Raw genomic sequence first — 21,485 nt, 5'->3', positions numbered from 1 at the left:
TTCCTCCATTTATTTTAAAATTTTATGCGCAATTATTCAGCGCTTTCTTCTTTTTGTTCTCCAACAGCTTTAACCGCATAAGCGAAGTTGCGTACTGGAGCTTGTAATACTGATAAAAGCATAGATACAAGACCATCGTGTGAAGGTAATGAACCAACAGTTTTAACTTCTTCTGCTGAGATAACGTTGCCTTCCATAACGCCTGTTTTAATTTCTAAAGCTTCATGTTCTTTAGCAAATCCTGAGATCACTTTCGCTGGAGCAACTACATCATCAGTAGTTGTAGCGATAGCTGTAGGACCAGTTAAGAATTCATCTAAGCCTTCGATACCTGCTTTTTCAGCTGCACGACGAACTAATGTGTTTTTGTATACTTTATACTCAACACCAGCTTCACGTAATTGAGCACGTAAATCAGTTACTTCCGCAACAGTTAAACCACGGTAGTCCACGATAACAGTTGAAACTGAATTTTTAAGTTGTTCAGCGATAACGTCAACTTGTTGTTTTTTAGCTTCAATAATAGCAGACATTCAGACACCTCCATTTTTATTTTTGGTGCTTTTTTAATAAAAAAAGCACTTTCTACCCACGGCAAAAAGTGCTTGAAAGATCATTATAATAATCATCACGTTCAAGTCAATTTTAGCCTCGGTAGGATATTGTTTTAAGTTAAAGATTAACTCCTACTGTCTTAGGTAAAATAATCACAATAAATAATATAACTTGTTTATTGTAATATGTCAATTGTTTTTTTAAAAAGACTGGAAGAAAATGATCTTATCTTTTTCAAAATAAGCAATGATTATCTACCAGTCTACAATCTATTCATATATTTGAAATTAAAGTTTAAAAGATGAAGTATCTACTTTAACTCCAGGACCCATTGTTGTAGTTACAGCAACAGATTTGAAGTAAGTACCTTTAGCAGATGCTGGTTTAGCTTTAGCTAAAACATCTTGTAAAGCATTAAAGTTTTCAACTAATTTTTCTTCGTCGAAAGATACTTTACCAATCGTAGCATGTACGATACCTGCTTTTTCAGCACGATATTCAACTTTACCAGCTTTAATTTCTTCTACAGCTTTTTTAACGTCCATAGTTACTGTACCAGTTTTAGGGTTTGGCATTAAACCTTTAGGTCCTAATACACGACCTAATTTACCAACTTCACCCATCATGTCAGGTGTAGCTACTACTACGTCAAAGTCGAACCAACCTTGTTGGATTTTTTGAGCATATTCAGATTCACCTACGTAATCTGCGCCTGCTTCTTCTGCTTCTGTAATTTTATCGCCTTTAGCGAAAACTAATACACGTTGTGATTTACCAGTACCGTTTGGTAGCACTACTGCACCACGGATTTGTTGGTCATTTTTACGTGTATCAATACCTAAACGGAATGCTACTTCAACTGACGCATCAAAGTTAGCGATACTAGTTTCTTTAGCTAATTTAATTGCTTCTTCAACACTATAGTATTTAGTACGGTCAACTTTATTAGCTGCTTCTTGATACTTTTTACCTTTTTTAGCCATTTATTGTTCCTCCTTTAGTGGTTTTAGCGGAATTTCCTCCCACGCTTACTTGTGTGATTTACACAAGTTAAGAGCAGATAACAGATGATGTCATTAATAAATATTAATTTACTAATGACTAATCATAGACAATATATGTTGTCGTTTCTGTTACCTGCTATCGTCTATCAGTTTATTTCAAATTCAAACTCATTTTCATTTAATAATTATTGTACAGTGATACCCATACTACGTGCAGTACCTTCGATAATACGCATAGCTGCTTCTTCGTCTGCAGCGTTTAAGTCTTGCATTTTTGTTTGAGCAATTTCACGTACTTGATCTTTAGTTACTGTAGCAACTTTAGTTTTGTTTGGTTCACCAGAACCTTTTTCAACGCCAGCTGCTTTTTTAAGTAGTACTGGAGCCGGTGGAGTTTTAGTAATGAATGTAAATGAACGATCTTCATATACACTGATTTCTACCGGAATGATTAAACCTGCTTGTTCTTGTGTACGTGCATTGAATTCTTTACAGAATCCCATGATGTTCACACCTGCTTGACCTAATGCTGGACCAACTGGTGGTGCTGGGTTCGCTTTACCTGCAGGAATTTGTAATTTAACTACTTTTTCTACTTTTTTAGCCACGATGTGCACCTCCTTGATATCGTGATGTGGTCACAGGGCTCAGTTTTGCCCTCCCACTCATAAACATTTCGTGACGAAATGAGCGTTCTAAAAACGCGACCACATTATTTTAACATTAAACTTAATTAAAAATCAATAGTAAAATTTCATCTTTTTAAGCAAATCATACTTTATAATTTAAAATGATTATAATTTTTCTATTTGATCGAATTCTACTTCAACTGGTGTTTCTCTACCAAACATATCGACTAATACAGTTAATTTAAATTTATCTGCTTCGATTTCTTGAACTTCACCAACTTGATTTGCAAATGGTCCTGATTTGATGCGGACTTGTTCACCTACATCTAATTCTACATCAATTGTTTTTTCTTTAAGTCCCATTTGTTTTAAGATGAATCTCATTTCTTCAGGAAGTAATGGATTAGGTTTTGAACCTGCACCTGCTGAACCAACAAATCCTGTGACACCTGGAGTATTACGTACAACATACCATGATTCATCTGTCATAATAAGCTCTACTAAAACATATCCAGGAAATGTCTTTTTAACCTGTTTTTTTGCTTTCCCATCTTTAACTTGTGTTTCTTCCTCTTCAGGTATGACAACTCTAAAAATTTGCTCTGTCATATTCATTGATTCTACTCTTTTTTCTAAATTCTTTTTAACTTTATTTTCATATCCAGAATACGTATGCACTGCGTACCAACGCTTAGCCCCAACTTCTTCAGACATGTTGTCACTCCTTACTTTTATCTAAATAATTGAATTAAATTACCAATACCTACGTCTAATACCCAGAAAAAGACCATAAAGAAAATTACTGTAGCTACTACAATGACAGTATATTTAAAAAGTTCTTCTTTCGTAGGCCAACTTGTTTTTTCCATTTCGCTTTTAACGCCTTGGAAGAAACTTTCTTTATTCTTACTTGCGTCTTTATCTTTAGCCATAACCTTACCTCCATGCTTTTCAAAGTATATACTTATAAACTCATTACTTTGATTCTTTATGCATCGTGTGTTCATTACATCTGGAACAATATTTCTTCAGTTGTAATCTCTTAGCTGATGTTTTTTTTTAGGTACATTATAATTTCTGCTACCACACATTTCACAAACTAAAGGTACTTTTCTCACATCAATTCACCTTTACTCATATTAATACCAGTCTACTATACATAAACTTATAATAAACTGTCAAACTCGTACTAAAATACTTAACGTTTGTATTTCAATAAATATTGTTTCATTTTTATTTTACAACGTTGAATACTATTGTAAACTACTTTATCTTTTACATTTAGTCTTTTTGCTATTTCTGATGGGGAATAATCCAGTAGAAGTAAATTTGCAACTTCTCTTTCAAACATACTTAACTTCTTAAAACTGTCTATCAAGTCTTCTTTACTTGACCTAGTTAAATATAGTTCTTCCGTTCTTTTTATCATTTGATTCAAACGAGATTCTACTACACATTCATTGATTAACAATTGTTGACGTTGATTAAACGCATAACGTTTTCTCCAAAAATCTTTTTTTACAGAATAAACTAGACGATTTAAATAATGTTCGAATGGAACATTCGTATTAAAATTAAATGTGTGTAAAGCTAAATATATCTTTAACGAGGTATCTTGAATTAAATCTTCTAGTTCTTGATGATCTATACCTAGCATCCTAAACTTCATCATAAGTTTAGGACGTATCACATTCATTATATTTGCGAATAACTGTTCTTTCTCCAATGTATTTTGGCTATATTGAAAAGCTTTAAATATATCTTCTAGTTGTCGAAAATAATAAGTCATATACAAAACCTTTCTTTATAAGTTAGGCACATTGTATAAGACGCATCTTTTGAATAGCAAGACTGTATTATTTACGTTTTTTACCATATCCTCGTCGTATTTTTTCAAATTCTGCAAGTACATCTTTTGATAACGAAATTCGAGTTCTTGGTTTACGTTCATTAAAATCATCTACTGATTTACTAACCGTCATTGCATTCTCTTTTAAATCTCGCCACATTTCTCTAGATGAAACACGATATGCACCTGCTCCAAAAATAGCATGTTGCTCGCTCATATCGCTGGTCACTACTGTAATATGTGTCGTATGTTTATTGTATAAATTGTATACATAACGCTCAATATAGCTATCTGCAGTTTCTTTTTCTTTCGTAAAAACTGTTTTAACACCATGATAAATGTATTCTCTTTCTATACCAGATTGTTCATATGCATCAAATACACATACAATCTCATCAGCGACAACTGCATTGTAATTGGCAATCACATCTAAGAGTTGTTCACGTGCTTCCTCTAAACTTTCTCTTGCTACTTTACTCAATTCCCTTGATTGACCAATCATATTGTATCCATCAATAATTAGATATCTATCTTTCATTGGGTATCTCCAATTTGATATCGTTTACGATATACTTCATACATCATTAAACTAGCAGCTACCGAAGCATTTAAGCTATTAACATGGCCTACCATAGGAATTTTAATATAGAAATCACATTTACCTTTAACCAATCTACTCATACCTTGCCCTTCACTACCAATTACGATAGCCAGTGGCATATCAGCAGCCATATTTCGATAATCTGTAGCATTATCCGCTTCAGCTCCTGCTACCCAATATCCATTATCTTTCAACTCATCAATTGTTTTTGATAAATTTGTAACACGCATCACTGGGATATGTTGAATCGCACCAGTTGACGCTTTTGCAACAGTTTGTGTGAGCGAAACAGAACGTCTCTTAGGGATAATCACTCCATCTACTCCGCTTGCATCTGCCGTTCTAATGATCGAACCAAGATTATGTGGATCTTCTAACCCATCTAAAATAATTATTGTAGAAAGGCCTTCTTTTTCTTTTTGAGATTGAATAAACTGATCAAAATCTGCATATTCGTATGGTGCAATCAGTGCAGCTACACCTTGATGAGGTGCATTTGCTAAATTATCTAATTTGGATTTTGGAACAGTTTGTATAATCAATTTCTGTGCTTTAGCATTTTTTAAAATATCATTAATTTGCTGCTTTCTTATTCCTTCTTGTATCCAAATTTTATTTATTGTATGACCAGACACAATTGCTTCTTTAACAGCGTGTCTACCGACAATAACGATATCTTCCACTATGTTCACTACCTTTCATCAACAATTTGTACAATCGTATCAAGTAACGCATCTAATCGTTCATTTCGATGGTCTAAATAAAGAAATCCTATAACAGCTTCTAAACCTGAACTTTTACGATAGGTTTGTACATCTGTATTTTTAGCTTTCGTATAACTTTTAGCGTTACGGCCTCTTCTAACAATATCTAGTTCTTCTTCAGTAAACCATTCTTTTGTTATTAATACCTCAAGCGTTTGTGCTTGGCTTTTTGCAGACACATATTGTTTCGATACTTGGTGTAAGCGATTCGGTTTACTCTGTAATTTAAGCACAATATATTCACGTACATGCTGGTCTAATACAGCATCTCCCATATAAGCTAGCGTTAATGGGTTTAGTAGCTTGGCATTCATATTAACCCCTTCTAAATCTTACACCTTGAGGCGTATCTTCAAGAATAATATTTTGTTCTTTTAACATATCTCTAATTTCGTCAGCTCGAGCAAAATCTTTATTTTTACGTGCTTCATTACGTTCTTCGATAAGTTTTTCTATGTCTTCATCAAGTAATACATCATTTTCTTTTCCTTCTAATGGCATGCCTAATACGTCACTAAAAATATGATATACTTCTTTAAAGCGCTGAATCACTTTAGTTGATGTTGTATTTTCTAACATATATTTATTAGCTAATTTTGATAAATCATACCATGCAGTTACAGCGTTTGCTGTATTAAAATCATCATCCATTACAGCTTCAAATTGTTTTAAAATATTATTAATTTGATCAATATAGTCTGTTTGTGTTTCTAAATCAGTTGCGATTGCTTCTCTTTCTTTAATTAATTGATAACTATTACGTATACGCTCTAATCCACTTTTAGCAGCATTCACTAATTCAACGTTATAGTTGATTGGACTTCTATAATGAACACTGATCATGAAGAAACGTAATACATCTGGATCAATTTCTTTAATAATATCGTGTACTAAAATAAAGTTACCTAATGATTTACTCATTTTTTCATTATCTATATTAATAAAACCATTATGCATCCAATAATTAGCAAAAGGTGCATGATTGTGTGCTTCAGATTGCGCTATTTCATTTTCATGATGTGGAAATTGTAAATCTGATCCTCCCGCATGGATGTCAATTGTTTTTCCCAATTCATGATAAGCCATTACAGAGCATTCAATATGCCATCCTGGACGTCCTTGTCCAAATGGGCTCTCCCAACTAATTTCTCCAGGTTTTGCCTTTTTCCATAGCGTAAAATCCAATGCATCCTCTTTTTGTTCACCTGCTTCTATACGCGCGCCAACTTTTAAATCATCAATAGACTGATGACTTAATTTACCATATCCATCAAATTTACGGGTTCTAAAATACACATCTCCATTACTTTCATATGCATAACCGTCATCTACAAGTTGTTTAATGAAGTCAATGATTTCATCCATATGATTCATTACTCGTGGATTAGATGTCGCTCTTTTAACATTAAGTGCCCCTACATCTTCATAGAATGCCTTGATATATCGATCAGCAATTTCTGGCACACTTTCATTTAATTCTTTAGAACGATTAATGAGTTTATCATCTACATCAGTAAAATTAGATACGTAATCAACCGTATAGCCTTTATATTCAAAATATCGACGTACGACGTCATAATTAATTGCTGGACGAGCATTACCGATATGAATGTAATTATATACTGTAGGTCCACATACATACATCTTAACCTTACCAGGCTCAATAGGCTTAAACGCCTCTTTTTGACGTGTTAAAGTATTATATAATGTAATCATCTTTAATCTCTCCGTTCTTAGCTTTTTCTAATTGTCGTTCTAGTTGCTTAATTTGTTCAAATAAAGGATCAGGCAAATTACGATGATCAAATGTTTTCCCAATTCGTTTTCCTTCTTGTTTAACAATATGACCTGGAATGCCTACAACTGTTGTATAACTTGGCACAGATTGTAAGACTACTGAATTCGCACCAATATTAACATTAGAATCAATTTGGATATTTCCTAAAACCTTTGATCCTGCTGCAATTAAAACATTATCTCCAATATCTGGATGACGCTTTCCTTTTTGTTTACCTGTACCTCCAAGTGTCACGCCTTGATAAATCGTTACGTTATCTCCAATCGTACATGTTTCACCAATGACTACACCCATACCATGATCAATAAATAGACGTTTTCCGATTTTCGCTCCAGGATGAATTTCAATTCCTGTAAAAAAGCGAGATACTTGTGAAATCATTCTCGCCAAAACGTAGTGTTTTTTATTATATAATTTATGTGCAATTAAGTGACTCCATACCGCATGCAAGCCTGCATAAGTTGTGATTACTTCAAATGTTGTACGTGCTGCAGGGTCTTGTTCAAATACCATTTTTACATCATCTTTCATTCTTTTTATCAAGACGCTCGCCCTCCCCATTTTCTATATATTATGAATATCTTACAGTCCATGTATCATTCAAATATTTAAAAAAAGCGCCCCTAACATTAACTGCTAGAGGCGCTATTGCACGGTTCCACTCTTCATTTTAGATAAAGTAAGTTGATGAACATACTAGTCTACCTTATCATACTCATTTCTATATTTAATTGAACATTCAAAGGTGCATTCGATATAGATAATGATATGCTCACAGCAACCGCATACTCTCTAACAACATTATCGTATATTTACTAATCCTTTAACTAACATATGTTTAATCTTATCATAAGAAGTTTTTTATAAAATTTCAAGTTTAAACATGTGTGTCTGACTTATTATATTAACATTGTTTTAAACATATTTTTTTAAACGAGATAGTACTTTTTCTTTTCCTAATACTTCAATTGTATTCGGTAATTCAGGACCATGCATTTGACCAGTCACTGCTACACGAATAGGCATAAATAATTGTTTACCTTTAATACCCGTTTCTTTTTGTACTTCTTTAATCGTTTTTTTAATTTCAGCAGCTTCAAATGGTTCAAGCGCTTCTAATTTACCATATAAATGAGACATTAATTCAGGAACTTGTTCGCCATTTAATACCTCTTGTTCTTCTTCACCTAATTCAGGCATATCATGGAAAAACATTTCTGATAACGGAACAATTTCTCCTGCATAACTCATTTCTTTTTGATAAAGACCAATTAATTTGCGTCCCCATTCTTTATCTTCTTCACTTGGATTTTCAGGAATTAAATTTGCTTTGATTAAGTGTGGTAAAGCAAGCTCAAATACTGTTTCTGTATCTTTTGTTTTCATATATTGGTTATTAACCCAAGCTAATTTTTGTCTATCAAACATTGCTGGAGATTTAGAAAGACGTTGTTCATCAAAAATCTTAATAAATTCTTCTTTAGAAAAGATCTCATCTTCACCTTCAGGAGACCAACCGAGTAAAGCAATAAAATTGAATAACGCTTCAGGTAAATAACCTAAATCACGATATTGCTCGATAAATTGTAAAATTTGGCCATCTCGTTTACTTAATTTTTTACGTTGTTCATTTACAATTAATGACATATGCGCAAAACGTGGTGGTTCCCAACCAAATGCTTCATAAATCATTAATTGCTTAGGTGTATTTGATACATGATCATCTCCACGAATAACATCAGAAATTTCCATGTAGTGATCATCTACTGCTACCGCGAAATTATACGTAGGGACGCCATCTTTTTTCACGATAACCCAATCTCCAATATTATTAGAGTCAAAAGAAATTTCTCCTTTAACCATATCATCAAATGTATATGTTTTATCTTTTGGAACACGGAAACGAATAGCGGGTTTGCGTCCTTCAGCTTCAAATTGTTGACGTTGTTCTTCGGTGAGATGTGCATGTTTACCGCCATATCGTGGCATTTCTCCACGAGCAATTTGAGCTTCACGTTCTTCTTCTAATTCTTCTTCAGTCATGTAGCATTTGTATGCTTTATCTTCATCTAATAATTGTTGAATAAGTGGATTATAGATGTCTGCACGTTCAGATTGACGATAAGGACCATGACCTTTGTCTTTATCGATAGATTCATCCCAATCTAATCCTAACCATTTTAAGTTATCAAATTGTGAAGATTCTCCATCTTCAAGATTTCTTTTACTATCTGTATCTTCAATACGTACTACAAAATCTCCATCATAATGTTTAGCAAATAAATAATTAAATAATGCAGTTCTTGCATTTCCGATGTGTAAATATCCAGTTGGACTTGGCGCATATCTTACTCTTACGCGTTCACTCATTCGTTTCACTCCTAATTTTGTTATTCATTCTTTATAGCGAATGATTTTTTTCATTAGAAAAAAGTTATCCCAAACAATCTTTAAAGAGTCGTTTTTGAATAACTTTAACTTCTAATCTATACTTAGATCAACTTCGCATTTCCTTATTATTGTAGCATTAATTGGCTGGTTTGATAAGTCTATTGCTACTGTTGTTACGTTACTCAGCAATATCTCATAACGAAAAATATTATACAATAATTCATCAATGACTACGTTTCACATGAAACCTTTTTTTCTATTAACTTAAGGACCCCTCTATAGTCTTAGCAAATATAATACGACCAGATGATGTTTGTAATAAACTAATGACTTCTAATTCAACCTGTTTCCCTATAAGAGATTTGGCATGATCTACAACAACCATTGTTCCATCATCTAGATATCCTACCCCTTGGCCAGGTTCTTTACCCATTTTAGTTAATAAAATATTAAGTCGGTCACCTTGATGAACATTGGGTTTAATTGCTTCTGATAAATCATTAACATTTAATGCAGTAATCCCTTGAACATGACATACCTTATTCAAATTGAAATCGGTTGTAATGACATGGGCATGATAGACTTGAGCTAATTCAACTAACAGTTTGTCAATATCACTATGAGATTTTTGAGGATGAATCACACGAGTTGGATAGTCTAAATCATAAAGTTGATTTAAAATATCTAATCCACGTTGTCCTTTTTCACGTTTGATACTATCATTAGCATCTGCAACTACTTGCAATTCATTTATAACTCCTTGAGGAATAAGTATTTCTCCATCTATAAATCCGCATTTAATAATATCTAAAATTCTTCCATCAATAATTGCACTTGTATCTAACAGTTTAGGTATAGCGCTGATATTATTTTTAGACATTGAACGTGCTATATTTTCTGGCAAAAACATAAGCATTTCATCACGCTTTTTCAAACCAAACTGAAATCCTAAATAACATAATAATAGTGTAATAATAATAGGCACAAGGTGATTTAATATAGAATTTCCTATCATTTCTAAAATAAATGAAGCCATTACTGAAATAAATAAACCAACGACTAATCCTAGTGTAGCAAACAAAATTTCGACTGCACTACGTTTCATAATCCACATTTCAGCGTCTTTAAGTAATCGTGTTACTTTATTAATAAATAGACCAAATATTAGAAAGAATACAATCATCCCTACTAAACCATCAACATAATGATTAGTATAAATGGGAGGGGTGTTCATACCTAAATCATTTAAAATTTCTGGAATTAACATGATTCCAAATGATGCACCAAGAATGATGTAGATTATAATAACAATTCCTTTTAATACCTTCATACGTTATCACCCCTTTAAATGCCTATGATGAGCGATTACTAAACGCATATTTTAAGGCATCATGTACCGTTGTCACTCCAACGACCTGAACACCTTCTGGGAATGTCCATCCACCTATATTCGTTTGGGGAATAATCACTCTCTTAAATCCTAGTTTTGCCGCTTCTTGTACACGTTGCTCAATACGCGATACTCGTCTTACTTCACCAGTTAATCCCACTTCACCAATATAACAATCCAAACCATCTACGGCTTTATCTTTAAAACTTGAAGCAGTCGCTACAATAATACTTAAATCTACAGCCGGTTCAGTCAGTCTCACTCCACCCGCTACTTTAATATAAGCATCTTGTTGTTGTAAAAGATAATTTTCTTTTTTCTCTAAAACAGCCATAAGCAAACTAAGTCGATTGTGGTCGATGCCTGTGGCCATTCGTCTTGGATTATTAAATGTAGTAGGTGTTACGAGAGATTGCACCTCAATCAATAGTGGTCGTGTGCCTTCCATAGTAGCCACAATTGTTGATCCTGGAACATTTGTAGAGCGTTCTTCTAAAAACATTTCTGAAGGATTTTGTACACCTTTCAAACCACTTTGTTTCATTTCAAAAATACCCATTTCATTCGTTGAACCAAAACGATTTTTAACTGCTCTTAGAATTCGATAAGCATGGTGTTCATCACCTTCGAAGTATAAAACTGTATCTACCATATGTTCTAATAGTCTTGGACCAGCAATTTGTCCTTCTTTTGTTACGTGACCTACTATAAAAGTTGCTATATTCATTTGTTTTGCAATATTCATTAAACTTTGTGTACTTTCTCGAACTTGTGATACTGAGCCAGGTGCTGAACTAATCTCAGGATGATAAATCGTTTGAATTGAATCGACAACAAGTATATCTGGGCGCTCTTGTTCCACGGTTTGATGAATAACTTCTAAATCTGTTTCAGCTAGTACATTTAAATTACTAGAGTCTTCCTCTAGACGATCTGCACGCAATTTCGTTTGATTTAGTGATTCTTCACCCGTGATATAAAGTACATTAAGTTTCTGTGATAACGATGCACAAATCTGTAATAATAATGTAGATTTCCCAATACCTGGGTCGCCGCCAATCAGTACGAGCGATCCACTAACAATTCCGCCACCAAGTACACGATTAAATTCTTTAGAGTCCGTTTGAACTCTTGGTGTTGTCTCATGCTTAATACTATTTAATTTCTGTACTTTTGCTTGTGTCTCTTTTGTCTTTACACCATGTTTTGGATTGGAAGTCTTTTCAATAATTTCCTCCATTTGATTCCAAGCACCACAATTTGGACATTTTCCCATCCATTTAGGAGACTGATATCCACAAGCCATACATTCGAAAATTACTTTTTTCTTGGCCAAAACTGCACCTCCGATTTTTTTGAACATATCTATTTTATATGTATCCAGTTATAATGACAAATTTAAATATATATAAATAAAAAGAAGAGCCTAGGATTTAATGACTCCTAGACTCTGAATTTAAACTCATTTTATTCTTCTGTTGCTGGTTCTTTTGTATCTTCTATATTATTGTCTTGTTTATCATGGATATCATACTTGAATTCATTGCCATCATGATCAATTGTGACTTCTTTTCCTTCAATTTGATTACCATCAAGTATCAATTCACTTAAATTATCTTCGACCGTTTTTTGAATTGCTCTAATTAATGGACGAGCGCCGTATTCTGGATCATATCCTTCTTCAGCAATTTTTTCTTTAGCTTTATCAGTAACTACAATATTAATATCTTGTTCTGATAAACGTTTTGTTAATTTATTTACCATCATAGTCACAATTTCTTTAAGTTCATCTTTTGTTAATTTATGGAAAACAATAATATCATCTACACGGTTTAAGAACTCAGGACGGAATGAATTTTTAAGTTCTTTCATCATCGTTTTACGAATTGTTTCATAATCTTGTCCTTCAGATGCGCCACCGAATCCAGCGAAACGTTGATCTTGTAGTTCTTGTGCTCCTACATTTGATGTCATAATAATAACAGTATTACGGAAATCAACTTGACGTCCTTTTGTATCAGTTAGATGTCCATCATCAAGTACTTGTAATAAGATATTAAACACGTCTGGATGTGCTTTTTCAATTTCATCAAATAGGATAACAGAATATGGCTTACGTCTAACTTTTTCAGTTAATTGACCACCATCATCATGGCCTACATAACCTGGAGGCGCTCCAACTAAACGACTCACAGCATGTTTCTCCATAAATTCACTCATATCAACACGTATCATTGCGTCTTCTTCACCAAACATTGATTCAGCTAATGCACGGGCAAGTTCTGTTTTACCTACACCAGTTGGTCCTAAGAAAATGAAACTACCGATTGGACGTTTAGGATCTTTTAGGCCTGCACGTGCACGACGAACTGCTTTACTAATAGAAGTTACAGCATCGTTTTGTCCAATTACTCGATCATGTAATGTTTCTTCTAAATTAAGCAAACGATCTGACTCTGTTTCATTAATTCTAGTTAATGGAATCCCTGTCCATCCTGCAATAACTTCAGCAATATCTTCTTTAGATAATGATGTTGATTGTCCGCCTTGAGATGTCTTCCATTCATTTTTAGCATCTTCATATTGTTTTTCAAGTTTTGATTGTTTATCTCTTAAGTTAGCTGCATTTTCAAATTCTTGTGCATGGACGGCAGCATCTTTTTCATTTTTAACTTTTTCAATTTCTTGTTCAATCTCTTTTAAATTACTTGGAGTTGTGTGACTTTTTAGTCTTACTTTCGAACTTGCTTCATCAATCAAATCAATTGCTTTATCTGGTAGGAAACGATCAGATACATAACGGTTACTTAATTTAGCAGCCGCTTCCAGTGCTTCATCAGAAATATTAATACGATGATGCGCTTCGTAGCGATCACGTAAACCTTTTAGAATAGCAACAGTATCCTCTACAGATGGTTCATCAACTTGAATAGGTTGGAAACGACGTTCTAATGCAGCATCTTTTTCAATGTTTTTACGATATTCATCTAATGTTGTTGCACCAATGCATTGTAACTCACCACGCGCTAACGCTGGTTTTAAAATATTAGATGCATCAATTGCACCTTCTGCACCACCAGCACCAACTAGTGTATGCAATTCATCAATGAATAAAATGACATTACCTGCATGATGGATTTCATCCATGACTTTTTTCAAACGTTCTTCGAATTCACCACGATATTTAGTACCTGCCACGACTGTTCCCATATCTAGTGACATTACACGTTTATTTTTTAAGGTTTCTGGTACTTCATTATTTACAATAGCTTGTGCAAGACCTTCAGCAATGGCTGTTTTACCTACGCCTGGTTCACCAATAAGTACAGGGTTATTTTTAGTTCTACGACTTAATACTTCAATAACACGTGTAATTTCTTTATCTCTACCCACAACTGGATCTAAAGTACCGTCTTTAGCAATAACTGTTAAGTCTCGTGCTAGTCCATCCAATGTAGGAGTGTTGTTTGATTTATTTGCAGTTGCATTTTTAGTATTCATTTCAGGACTACCTAATGCTTTCACTACTTGTGCACGTGCTTTAGTAATATTCAAATCTAAGTTAGCAAATACACGTGCTGCTACTCCTTCATTTTCACGAATTAATCCTAATAAAATATGTTCTGTACCTACAAAGTTATGATGCAATTTTCTTGCCTCATCCATTGATAGTTCAATGACTTTTTTAGCTCTTGGTGTATAGTGCAACGTACCTGAATGTTCTTGACCATGACCGATTAATTTTTCAACTTCTTCAATAACTTTATCTTCAGTAATATTAAAACTTTCAAGTACTTTAGCAGCAATACCTTCTGGTTCTTTCATTAATCCAAGTAGTAAGTGCTCAGTACCAATGTTCGAATGATTTAAACGAATTGCTTCTTCTTGTGCATGTGCTAATACACGTTGTGCGCGTTCAGTTAATCTACCAAATAACATATCGTTTACAACCTCCTAATTTGTATGTTTTCTTAATATATTTGCCCGTTTTTCATTTACAGATACGTTTTCATCTTCATCATTATATAAAAACGCAGATTGGATACTTACCATTAATTCATTAAACTTAAAGTTACTTAAATTTAAATATCCTAAATCTATGCCTAACTTAATTTCACTTAATCTATATGACGCTTCTTCCATTGATATCATACGACTATTTTGTAATATTCCTAACGAACGATAAATACGGTCAAGTGTTTCTAATTCACTATATTGTGTTAAACGTTCACGAATTTGCATTTCTTCATTAATAATTTGTTGAACTACTTCTGTCAACTGATCAATAATATCTTCTTCCGTCTTACCTAATGTAAGTTGATTAGAAATTTGATAAATATGACCATAAACTTGTGAACCCTCTCCATATATACCTCGAATCGTAAATCCAAAACGATTAATTGTTTGTGCAATACGATTCATACGTTTCATTATAGATAATCCAGGTAAATGAAGCATCACACTTGCTCGCATTCCAGTCCCAATATTTGTAGGACAAGTCGTTAAATAACCTAAATCTTCATCGAAACTAATTTCTAATTGTTCATCAAGAATATCATCAATGTCTGAAGCCTTTTGATATAAATCTATCAGAGATAAATCATTACCCATTGCTTGAATTCGTACATGATCTTCTTCATTAATCATAATACTCAAAGATTCATCTTCATTTAATAACACCGCTGAAGCTGGTTGTTTAATCAATTCTTTACTAATTAGATGTTTAGCCACTAACTTCATCTTACTTTGTTGGTCCATGGTATCTAAACGCATTAAAGATAAATTAGGTAGTGCATCTTGCACTTCATTGATTACTCTAAAACCTGCTTGTTCAGATGGAAACATTAAAGGATGAACATGATTTTCTAAATTACGTGCTAAACGAATACGCGAAGACATTACAATGGGAGATTCATCTGTTTCTTTCATCCATTCACTAATATGTGCACCCATATCATTCATCATGCTCCATCTCGCTTTCATGTTTCAAGGCTTTAATTTCATCTCTAATGACAGCTGCTTCTTCAAATTTTTGCTTTTCAATTAATATATTTAAGTAATTCGTTTTTTCTTCAATTTGTTTTTTTATTGCCAGTTTATGATGTGAAGAACGAGGCATCTTGCCTACATGTTCAAATTGTCCACCTTGTACTCGTCTTACAATATCAACAATATCCTCTTTAAATACTGCATAGCAATTTGCACATCCAAATTTACCTACATGAGCTATATCTTTCAATGTCATATTACATGTAGGACATCGTTTTTCTTCTTGAAATGCTACTTCATGAAAATTTAATCCGTGTTTAGTTGCTAAATGTTGTAAGATTTGTTTGACTACAAAGGCTTCTTCAATATCATCTTGGAACTCTGAATGTGACGCAGCATGTTCTTGTTGATTCCAAGGATGCTCTCCTTGCGCACATTCTGAACACACCCACTTTTCAGAGGTACCATCTTTACTTTTTACTGTGAGTTTAACCTCTGCTTCATTTAAATGACAATTTTCGCAAAGCACACATAGACACCTCGCTTTTCTTTATTATTTATTAATAGTAATTAATGATAGGTAATAACCGTTTGAGAATATTTGCTCTAATAATATCTCTAGAAACAACATCCATTGAGAGTGTTTCACGATCAATAATCACTTGAATCATTCTTGCTTCTCTATCACTAATTAATCCTTTATCTAACAAACCATCAATTATATAATATGCTTGTTGTTGAGATATAGAAGGACCAATTAATCGCAATAGATGATTAATATAACCCGTTGCATCTTTATTTTCAATTTTCGTGATTCGGATGTATCCTCCTCCACCACGTTTACTTTCTATTTCATAACCATGTTCATTTGTAAATCTTGTTTTAATAACATAGTTGAGTTGAGAAGGCACACAATCGAAACGTTGAGCAATATTAGCTCTTTGAATTTCTACCATATCTTCATTACTTTCTTCAAATAGTTGTTTAATGTATTGTTCTATGATGTCAGACATGTTGTGCATGATTTACCACCTCTTTTGACCTTCTTTGACTATATTATATGACCAACTTTGACCTTTTTCAACCAATTTGTTTTTTTTATTTAAAAATATTAATGTTACTTCTATTATTTTATTGTATTATATAAGATAAAGAGAATTTTAAAGGAGTAGAATTATGCATATTCTTATTGGGATTATTGGGATTATTGTCTTTCTAGCGCTAGCATTTTTATTTAGTTCAGATAAAAAGAATATTCGTTGGCACTATGTTGGATTATTATTAATTATTCAACTTATATTCGCATTTATTCTTTTGAAAACGACTGCTGGTATTACAATTATCGGTGGTATTTCAAATGGATTTAACTATTTGTTACAAAAAGCTGCTGAAGGGGTTAATTTTGTTTTTGGAGGATTTAAATTTGTAGATCCAAACAATCCACCGTTCTTCTTTAGTGTTTTATTACCAATCGTATTTATTTCGGCATTAATTGGTATTTTACAATATACTAGAATTCTTCCATGGATTATTAATGTGTTAGGGTTCTTAATTTCTAAAATTAATGGTATGGGGCGTTTAGAATCATATAATGCAGTAGCAGCTGCGATTCTTGGACAATCTGAAGTATTTATTTCATTAAAACAACAATTACCATATATACCTAAACAACGTTTATATACTTTAACTGCTTCTGCAATGTCTACTGTCTCTGCATCTATTATCGGTGCATATTTTACATTGATTGAACCTAAATATGTTGTTACAGCGGTTGTATTAAACTTATTTGGTGGCTTCATTATTGCTTCTATTATTAACCCTTATAAAGTTAATGAAGAAGATGATAAATTGCTAGTGGATGAATCAGAAACTAAAAAACAAGCGTTTTTTGAAATGTTAGGTGAATATATTTTAGATGGTTTCAAAGTAGCAGTTATCGTTGGTGCAATGTTAATTGGCTATATTGCAATCATTGCTTTATTAAATGGCCTTGTAAGTGGTATTTTTAGTTTAATTTCTGGCGGAGCAATCAAATGGGATTTCCAAACGTTAATTGGTTTTGTATTTGCACCATTTGCTTTCTTAGCAGGTGTTCCTTGGCAAGATGCAGTTAAATCAGGTTCTGTGATGGCAACAAAATTATTATCTAACGAATTTGTTGCTATGCAATCACTTGGAAGCTTGAAGGGTATTTCTGAGCATGCAAAAGGTATTACGTCTGTATTTCTAGTTTCATTTGCTAACTTTAGTTCTATTGGGATCATTTCTGGTGCGATTAAATCACTTAACTCTGAAAAAGGTGATGTCGTAGCACGTTTTGGTATTAAGTTATTATTCGGTGCAACACTTGTATCATTTATTTCAGCTGCTATCGCTGGATTCTTCATTTAATAAGAAAAAGCTTGAGATTTTGATCTCAAGCTTTTTTTATTTAACTATATGTTCAATAAAATACTGAGTTATACGATAGTCATCTGTTAATTCTGGATGGAAAGACACCCCTAGGTACTTCCCTTGCTTAACAGCTACTATTTTATCACTAATAGAACTTAATATTTCTACATTATTTTCTACATTAACAATATGTGGTGCTCTTATAAAGACACCTTCTATATCTTTTGCAATACCTTTAACATCTAACTCAGCTTCAAAACTATCTACTTGTCTACCAAAGGAATTACGCGCAACAGTAATATCTAATTTTTTTAGATATCCTGTCTCACCTTCTACATCTTTTGCAAGCACAATAAGACCTGCGCAAGTTCCAAACATTGGTAAATCAGATTGTTGTAATTTTTCTTTAAAGCCATATAAATCCATAAGTCTTCTTAAAGTTGTAGATTCACCGCCAGGGAGAATAAGACCATCAATTTCATCTAATTGTTCAACTTTCTTAACTGCTATACCTTCGTGACCACTTAATTCAATGTGACGAATGTGTTCACGTACTGCACCTTGTAACGCTAATACACCAATCTTCATAAATTACCAACCACGCTCTTGCATACGTTCTTCTAATGAGATTTTATTTATATCTAAACCTTTCATTGCAGTTCCTAATTCAGCTGCTAATTTTCCAATTAATTCATAATCTTGATAATGAGTTGTAGCTTGAACAATAGCTTTTGCAAATTTTTCTGGATCTTCAGATTTAAAAATACCTGAACCCACAAATACCCCATCAGCGCCTAATTCCATCATTAAGGCAGCATCTTGAGGTGTTGCTACACCACCCGCTGCAAAGTTTACTACTGGTAAACGACCTTCTTCTTTAATTTGTTTTAATACATTATATGGTGCACCTAATTCTTTAGCATAAGTCATAATTTCATCGTCATTCATTACAGTTAGACGACTAACCTCTGAATTAACTTTTCTCATGTGACGTACAGCTTCTACAATATTACCTGTTCCAGGTTCTCCTTTAGTACGTAACATCGCTGCACCTTCGCCAATACGTCGTGCTGCTTCGCCTAAATTACGGCAACCACAAACAAATGGTACAGTAAATTGATCTTTTCTTAAATGAAATTCTTCATCTGCAGGAGTAAGAACTTCAGATTCATCAATATAGTCTACACCCATAGCTTCTAATACACGTGCTTCTGTAATATGACCGATACGTGCTTTAGCCATTACTGGAATTGAAACAGCATTCATTACTTCTTCAACAATTTTAGGATTGGCACTACGTGCTACACCACCAGCTGCTCTAATATCAGATGGTACGCGTTCTAAGGCCATAACTGCTACTGCTCCAGCTTTCTCTGCGATTCTAGCTTGTTCAGCATTAACAACATCCATAATGACGCCGCCTTTTTGCATTTCAGCCATACCGCGTTTAACTCTTTCAGATCCTACAATTTTAGACATTTATAAAACCCCTTTTCAATTGATTAAATCCATTTTAAAATATAAACTGATGTTTAAAAAGGTACAATTTCAATAAAAAATTAGGGGTCAGATTTATGGCAAAGAAACAATCATTATATATTTCTTTATATGAAAAGTTAAAAAAACAAATTATTGAAGGTGTATACGAATCAAACGATAAATTTCCATCTAAAAGACAGTTGAGCGAACATTTATCACTTAGTCATACTACAATTGAGCATGCCTATCAGTTACTTTTAGATGAAGGATTTATATATTCAAAACCACGTTCAGGTTATTATGTTTCAGAAATTCAATCATTACCAGTAACAAATAGTTATCCTGAAATAAGTGATATATTAGAAACTGATAAAGCTACACAGGAAAATATGTATCAGTATCAATTCAATTTAGCTGAAATTGATGCTAAACATTTTCCTAGTCATTTATTTAAAAAGTATGCTAAAGAAGTATTTGAAGAAGATCAACTTGCTCTTTTGAGTAAAGGAAGCGTTCAAGGAGAATTTAACTTAAGACAACAAATTTCTCATTATTTATTTAATAGTAGAGGAGTATCTTGTCATCCAAATCAAATTATAATTGGCTCTTCAACTGAACAATTATTAAATATGGTTACTGACTTATTAAAAGATTCATCATTTATTATAGAACAACCTAGTTATCCACCTATTAAACATGTACTGGATAAGCATAGAATAAGTTATACACAAGCTAGAGTAGAAAAAGATGGAATTAATATCGATGACGTCTTTCAAAAAAATAATGATATTTTATATATCACGCCATCTCATCAATTTCCAACAGGATATGTGATGAGTTTAAAGAAGCGCACACAACTTATAAAATGGGCACAACAAAAGAAGGAACGATATATTATTGAAGATGATTATGATTCAGAATTTAGATATTTCGGAAAACCTATTCCAGCATTACAGAATTTAGATAAAAAACAAAAAGTAATATATATTAGTACATTTTCGAAATCGCTTTATCCAAGTTGTCGTATGGCTTACATTGTCTTACCAAATAAACTGCTAAAATTATTCCGAGAGATGCAGTATGTTGAAAGCAATACTGTGCCTGTACATTTACAACACATGGTCGCACAATTTATGGCAACTGGTAGCTTTGAACGTCATCTTAATAAAATGAGAAGAATATATAAAAATAAATTAACTTTTATTTTAGAAAAACTAACACCATATAAAGAACAATTGAAAATTGAAGGCGCACTAACAGGAATGCACTTCACACTTGTAGTTAAAAATAATTTGACAATAAATGAATGCATAAAAAGAACAAAAAAATGCAATCTTAAATTAACACCTTATCCTTACAACAACGAAAAACTACAACATCCTACCTTCTTAATTGGCTTTGGAGGTATCCCAGAAGAAAAATTAGAGAAGCATGTTAATGCTCTTATTAAAGCACTTACAGTTTAAATAGAGGAAATGAGTTCTGACTCATTTTGGATTGGTAGTCATTGAATGTGGACTTTTTTATGAAAGTCACTATGCTAACCATCCATAGTGTATATTCATTTAGTCATCTTTTAATTAATTATATATAGATATATATTTTAAAATAAAAAAAGAGACCTCACGGTCTCAATATCGGC

At 33.0% G+C, this 21,485-nt stretch carries 22 protein-coding genes, 1 pseudogene and 1 other annotated feature; of the genes and pseudogenes, 2 read left to right on the top strand and 21 right to left on the bottom strand.

Going from position 1 to position 21,485, the window contains the following annotated elements; translation table 11 throughout:
• Nucleotides 1–32: 32 nt before the first annotated feature.
• The 19 genes and pseudogenes from rplJ to HMPREF2953_RS07465 form a co-directional block, all read right to left on the bottom strand.
• Nucleotides 33–533 (bottom strand): 50S ribosomal protein L10, encoded by a 501-nt coding sequence (gene rplJ / locus HMPREF2953_RS07550; protein ID WP_002449049.1) that lies wholly within the window; start codon nt 531–533, stop codon nt 33–35.
• 30 nt (nt 534–563) lie between these two features.
• Nucleotides 564–717: a sequence feature (ribosomal protein L10 leader region), on the bottom strand.
• A 125-nt stretch (nt 718–842) separates the two neighbouring features.
• Nucleotides 843–1,538: a 50S ribosomal protein L1 gene (gene rplA / locus HMPREF2953_RS07545; protein ID WP_002449030.1), complete on the bottom strand. Its 696-nt coding sequence runs from the start codon at nt 1,536–1,538 to the stop codon at nt 843–845.
• 206 nt (nt 1,539–1,744) lie between these two features.
• Complete coding sequence (gene rplK / locus HMPREF2953_RS07540; RefSeq protein ID WP_001832298.1) at nt 1,745–2,167, bottom strand: 50S ribosomal protein L11; 423 nt, start codon at nt 2,165–2,167, stop codon at nt 1,745–1,747.
• Between the two features lie 186 nt (nt 2,168–2,353).
• Nucleotides 2,354–2,902 carry a transcription termination/antitermination protein NusG gene (nusG, locus tag HMPREF2953_RS07535; RefSeq protein WP_002449028.1) on the bottom strand — a complete coding sequence of 183 codons (549 nt, stop codon included), beginning with the start codon at nt 2,900–2,902 and terminating at the stop codon, nt 2,354–2,356.
• A 17-nt stretch (nt 2,903–2,919) separates the two neighbouring features.
• Entirely contained in the window at nt 2,920–3,120 is a 201-nt protein-coding gene (gene secE, locus HMPREF2953_RS07530) for a preprotein translocase subunit SecE (protein WP_002449032.1), read from the bottom strand.
• A gap of 43 nt (nt 3,121–3,163) precedes the next feature.
• A pseudogene (rpmG, locus tag HMPREF2953_RS11075) lies at nt 3,164–3,306 on the bottom strand (50S ribosomal protein L33).
• An 80-nt stretch (nt 3,307–3,386) separates the two neighbouring features.
• Complete coding sequence (locus HMPREF2953_RS07525; protein WP_049336740.1) at nt 3,387–3,977, bottom strand: sigma-70 family RNA polymerase sigma factor; 591 nt, start codon at nt 3,975–3,977, stop codon at nt 3,387–3,389.
• Between the two features lie 67 nt (nt 3,978–4,044).
• A complete protein-coding gene (locus HMPREF2953_RS07520) occupies nt 4,045–4,575 on the bottom strand; it encodes an NYN domain-containing protein (protein WP_002449022.1) in 531 nt (176 codons plus the stop codon).
• Nucleotides 4,572–5,321 (bottom strand): 23S rRNA (guanosine(2251)-2'-O)-methyltransferase RlmB, encoded by a 750-nt coding sequence (gene rlmB / locus HMPREF2953_RS07515; RefSeq protein WP_070672670.1) that lies wholly within the window; start codon nt 5,319–5,321, stop codon nt 4,572–4,574. The genes HMPREF2953_RS07520 and rlmB overlap by 4 nt, the downstream gene beginning before the upstream one ends.
• A gap of 8 nt (nt 5,322–5,329) precedes the next feature.
• Nucleotides 5,330–5,716: a Mini-ribonuclease 3 gene (locus HMPREF2953_RS07510; RefSeq protein ID WP_049336745.1), complete on the bottom strand. Its 387-nt coding sequence runs from the start codon at nt 5,714–5,716 to the stop codon at nt 5,330–5,332.
• 1 nt (nt 5,717) lies between these two features.
• Complete coding sequence (gene cysS / locus HMPREF2953_RS07505; protein WP_070672668.1) at nt 5,718–7,118, bottom strand: cysteine--tRNA ligase; 1,401 nt, start codon at nt 7,116–7,118, stop codon at nt 5,718–5,720.
• Entirely contained in the window at nt 7,102–7,761 is a 660-nt protein-coding gene (gene cysE, locus HMPREF2953_RS07500) for a serine O-acetyltransferase (protein WP_172473782.1), read from the bottom strand. Before cysE ends, cysS begins: the two co-directional genes overlap by 17 nt.
• A 354-nt stretch (nt 7,762–8,115) precedes the next feature.
• The gene (gltX, locus tag HMPREF2953_RS07495) at nt 8,116–9,570 is read right to left on the bottom strand and encodes a glutamate--tRNA ligase (protein ID WP_002449039.1); all 1,455 of its coding nucleotides are present in this window, start codon (nt 9,568–9,570) and stop codon (nt 8,116–8,118) included.
• Between the two features lie 280 nt (nt 9,571–9,850).
• Complete coding sequence (locus HMPREF2953_RS07490) at nt 9,851–10,921, bottom strand: PIN/TRAM domain-containing protein (protein ID WP_049336748.1); 1,071 nt, start codon at nt 10,919–10,921, stop codon at nt 9,851–9,853.
• Nucleotides 10,922–10,943: 22 nt separating this feature from the next.
• Complete coding sequence (gene radA / locus HMPREF2953_RS07485; protein WP_049336749.1) at nt 10,944–12,317, bottom strand: DNA repair protein RadA; 1,374 nt, start codon at nt 12,315–12,317, stop codon at nt 10,944–10,946.
• Nucleotides 12,318–12,448: 131 nt separating this feature from the next.
• Entirely contained in the window at nt 12,449–14,920 is a 2,472-nt protein-coding gene (locus HMPREF2953_RS07480; protein ID WP_070672659.1) for an ATP-dependent Clp protease ATP-binding subunit, read from the bottom strand.
• A 15-nt stretch (nt 14,921–14,935) separates the two neighbouring features.
• Nucleotides 14,936–15,943: a protein arginine kinase gene (locus HMPREF2953_RS07475; protein ID WP_002449052.1), complete on the bottom strand. Its 1,008-nt coding sequence runs from the start codon at nt 15,941–15,943 to the stop codon at nt 14,936–14,938.
• Nucleotides 15,936–16,499, bottom strand: coding sequence for a UvrB/UvrC motif-containing protein (locus HMPREF2953_RS07470; RefSeq protein ID WP_002449058.1), 564 nt, complete (start codon nt 16,497–16,499; stop codon nt 15,936–15,938). The genes HMPREF2953_RS07475 and HMPREF2953_RS07470 overlap by 8 nt, the downstream gene beginning before the upstream one ends.
• A gap of 31 nt (nt 16,500–16,530) precedes the next feature.
• Nucleotides 16,531–16,992, bottom strand: coding sequence for a CtsR family transcriptional regulator (locus HMPREF2953_RS07465; protein WP_070672656.1), 462 nt, complete (start codon nt 16,990–16,992; stop codon nt 16,531–16,533).
• A gap of 154 nt (nt 16,993–17,146) precedes the next feature.
• On the opposite strand from HMPREF2953_RS07465, the gene HMPREF2953_RS07460 reads away from it, so the two are divergent.
• The gene (locus HMPREF2953_RS07460) at nt 17,147–18,361 is read left to right on the top strand and encodes a NupC/NupG family nucleoside CNT transporter (RefSeq protein ID WP_070672653.1); all 1,215 of its coding nucleotides are present in this window, start codon (nt 17,147–17,149) and stop codon (nt 18,359–18,361) included.
• Between the two features lie 36 nt (nt 18,362–18,397).
• On the opposite strand, the gene pdxT is transcribed toward HMPREF2953_RS07460, so the two are convergent.
• The gene (pdxT, locus tag HMPREF2953_RS07455; RefSeq protein WP_002488406.1) at nt 18,398–18,952 is read right to left on the bottom strand and encodes a pyridoxal 5'-phosphate synthase glutaminase subunit PdxT; all 555 of its coding nucleotides are present in this window, start codon (nt 18,950–18,952) and stop codon (nt 18,398–18,400) included.
• A gap of 3 nt (nt 18,953–18,955) precedes the next feature.
• Entirely contained in the window at nt 18,956–19,843 is an 888-nt protein-coding gene (pdxS, locus tag HMPREF2953_RS07450; RefSeq protein ID WP_070672650.1) for a pyridoxal 5'-phosphate synthase lyase subunit PdxS, read from the bottom strand.
• Nucleotides 19,844–19,938: 95 nt separating this feature from the next.
• Between pdxS and HMPREF2953_RS07445 the strand changes: the two genes are divergently transcribed.
• On the top strand, nt 19,939–21,309 hold the full coding sequence (locus tag HMPREF2953_RS07445; RefSeq protein ID WP_070672647.1) for a MocR-like pyridoxine biosynthesis transcription factor PdxR: 1,371 nt from the start codon (nt 19,939–19,941) through the stop codon (nt 21,307–21,309).
• The last annotated feature ends 176 nt before the right edge of the window (nt 21,310–21,485 follow it).

The organism is Staphylococcus sp. HMSC072E01 (genome assembly GCF_001814125.1).
Classification (GTDB): Bacteria; Bacillota; Bacilli; order Staphylococcales; family Staphylococcaceae; genus Staphylococcus; species Staphylococcus hominis.
This window is presented reverse-complemented; position numbering and strand designations above follow the sequence as displayed.

What these genes read in the sequence shown, in the direction of transcription:
- rplJ (WP_002449049.1), bottom strand. Translation starts at nt 533, where the DNA reads ATGTCTGCTATTATTGAAGCTAAAAAACAACAAGTTGACGTTATCGCT.
- rplA (WP_002449030.1), bottom strand. Translation starts at nt 1,538, where the DNA reads ATGGCTAAAAAAGGTAAAAAGTATCAAGAAGCAGCTAATAAAGTTGAC.
- nusG (WP_002449028.1), bottom strand. Translation starts at nt 2,902, where the DNA reads ATGTCTGAAGAAGTTGGGGCTAAGCGTTGGTACGCAGTGCATACGTAT.
- secE (WP_002449032.1), bottom strand. Translation starts at nt 3,120, where the DNA reads ATGGCTAAAGATAAAGACGCAAGTAAGAATAAAGAAAGTTTCTTCCAA.
- HMPREF2953_RS07525 (WP_049336740.1), bottom strand. Translation starts at nt 3,977, where the DNA reads ATGACTTATTATTTTCGACAACTAGAAGATATATTTAAAGCTTTTCAA.
- HMPREF2953_RS07520 (WP_002449022.1), bottom strand. Translation starts at nt 4,575, where the DNA reads ATGAAAGATAGATATCTAATTATTGATGGATACAATATGATTGGTCAA.
- HMPREF2953_RS07510 (WP_049336745.1), bottom strand. Translation starts at nt 5,716, where the DNA reads ATGAATGCCAAGCTACTAAACCCATTAACGCTAGCTTATATGGGAGAT.
- cysS (WP_070672668.1), bottom strand. Translation starts at nt 7,118, where the DNA reads ATGATTACATTATATAATACTTTAACACGTCAAAAAGAGGCGTTTAAG.
- cysE (WP_172473782.1), bottom strand. Translation starts at nt 7,761, where the DNA reads ATGGGGAGGGCGAGCGTCTTGATAAAAAGAATGAAAGATGATGTAAAA.
- gltX (WP_002449039.1), bottom strand. Translation starts at nt 9,570, where the DNA reads ATGAGTGAACGCGTAAGAGTAAGATATGCGCCAAGTCCAACTGGATAT.
- HMPREF2953_RS07490 (WP_049336748.1), bottom strand. Translation starts at nt 10,921, where the DNA reads ATGAAGGTATTAAAAGGAATTGTTATTATAATCTACATCATTCTTGGT.
- HMPREF2953_RS07480 (WP_070672659.1), bottom strand. Translation starts at nt 14,920, where the DNA reads ATGTTATTTGGTAGATTAACTGAACGCGCACAACGTGTATTAGCACAT.
- HMPREF2953_RS07475 (WP_002449052.1), bottom strand. Translation starts at nt 15,943, where the DNA reads ATGAATGATATGGGTGCACATATTAGTGAATGGATGAAAGAAACAGAT.
- HMPREF2953_RS07465 (WP_070672656.1), bottom strand. Translation starts at nt 16,992, where the DNA reads ATGCACAACATGTCTGACATCATAGAACAATACATTAAACAACTATTT.
- HMPREF2953_RS07460 (WP_070672653.1), top strand. Translation starts at nt 17,147, where the DNA reads ATGCATATTCTTATTGGGATTATTGGGATTATTGTCTTTCTAGCGCTA.
- pdxT (WP_002488406.1), bottom strand. Translation starts at nt 18,952, where the DNA reads ATGAAGATTGGTGTATTAGCGTTACAAGGTGCAGTACGTGAACACATT.
- pdxS (WP_070672650.1), bottom strand. Translation starts at nt 19,843, where the DNA reads ATGTCTAAAATTGTAGGATCTGAAAGAGTTAAACGCGGTATGGCTGAA.
- HMPREF2953_RS07445 (WP_070672647.1), top strand. Translation starts at nt 19,939, where the DNA reads ATGGCAAAGAAACAATCATTATATATTTCTTTATATGAAAAGTTAAAA.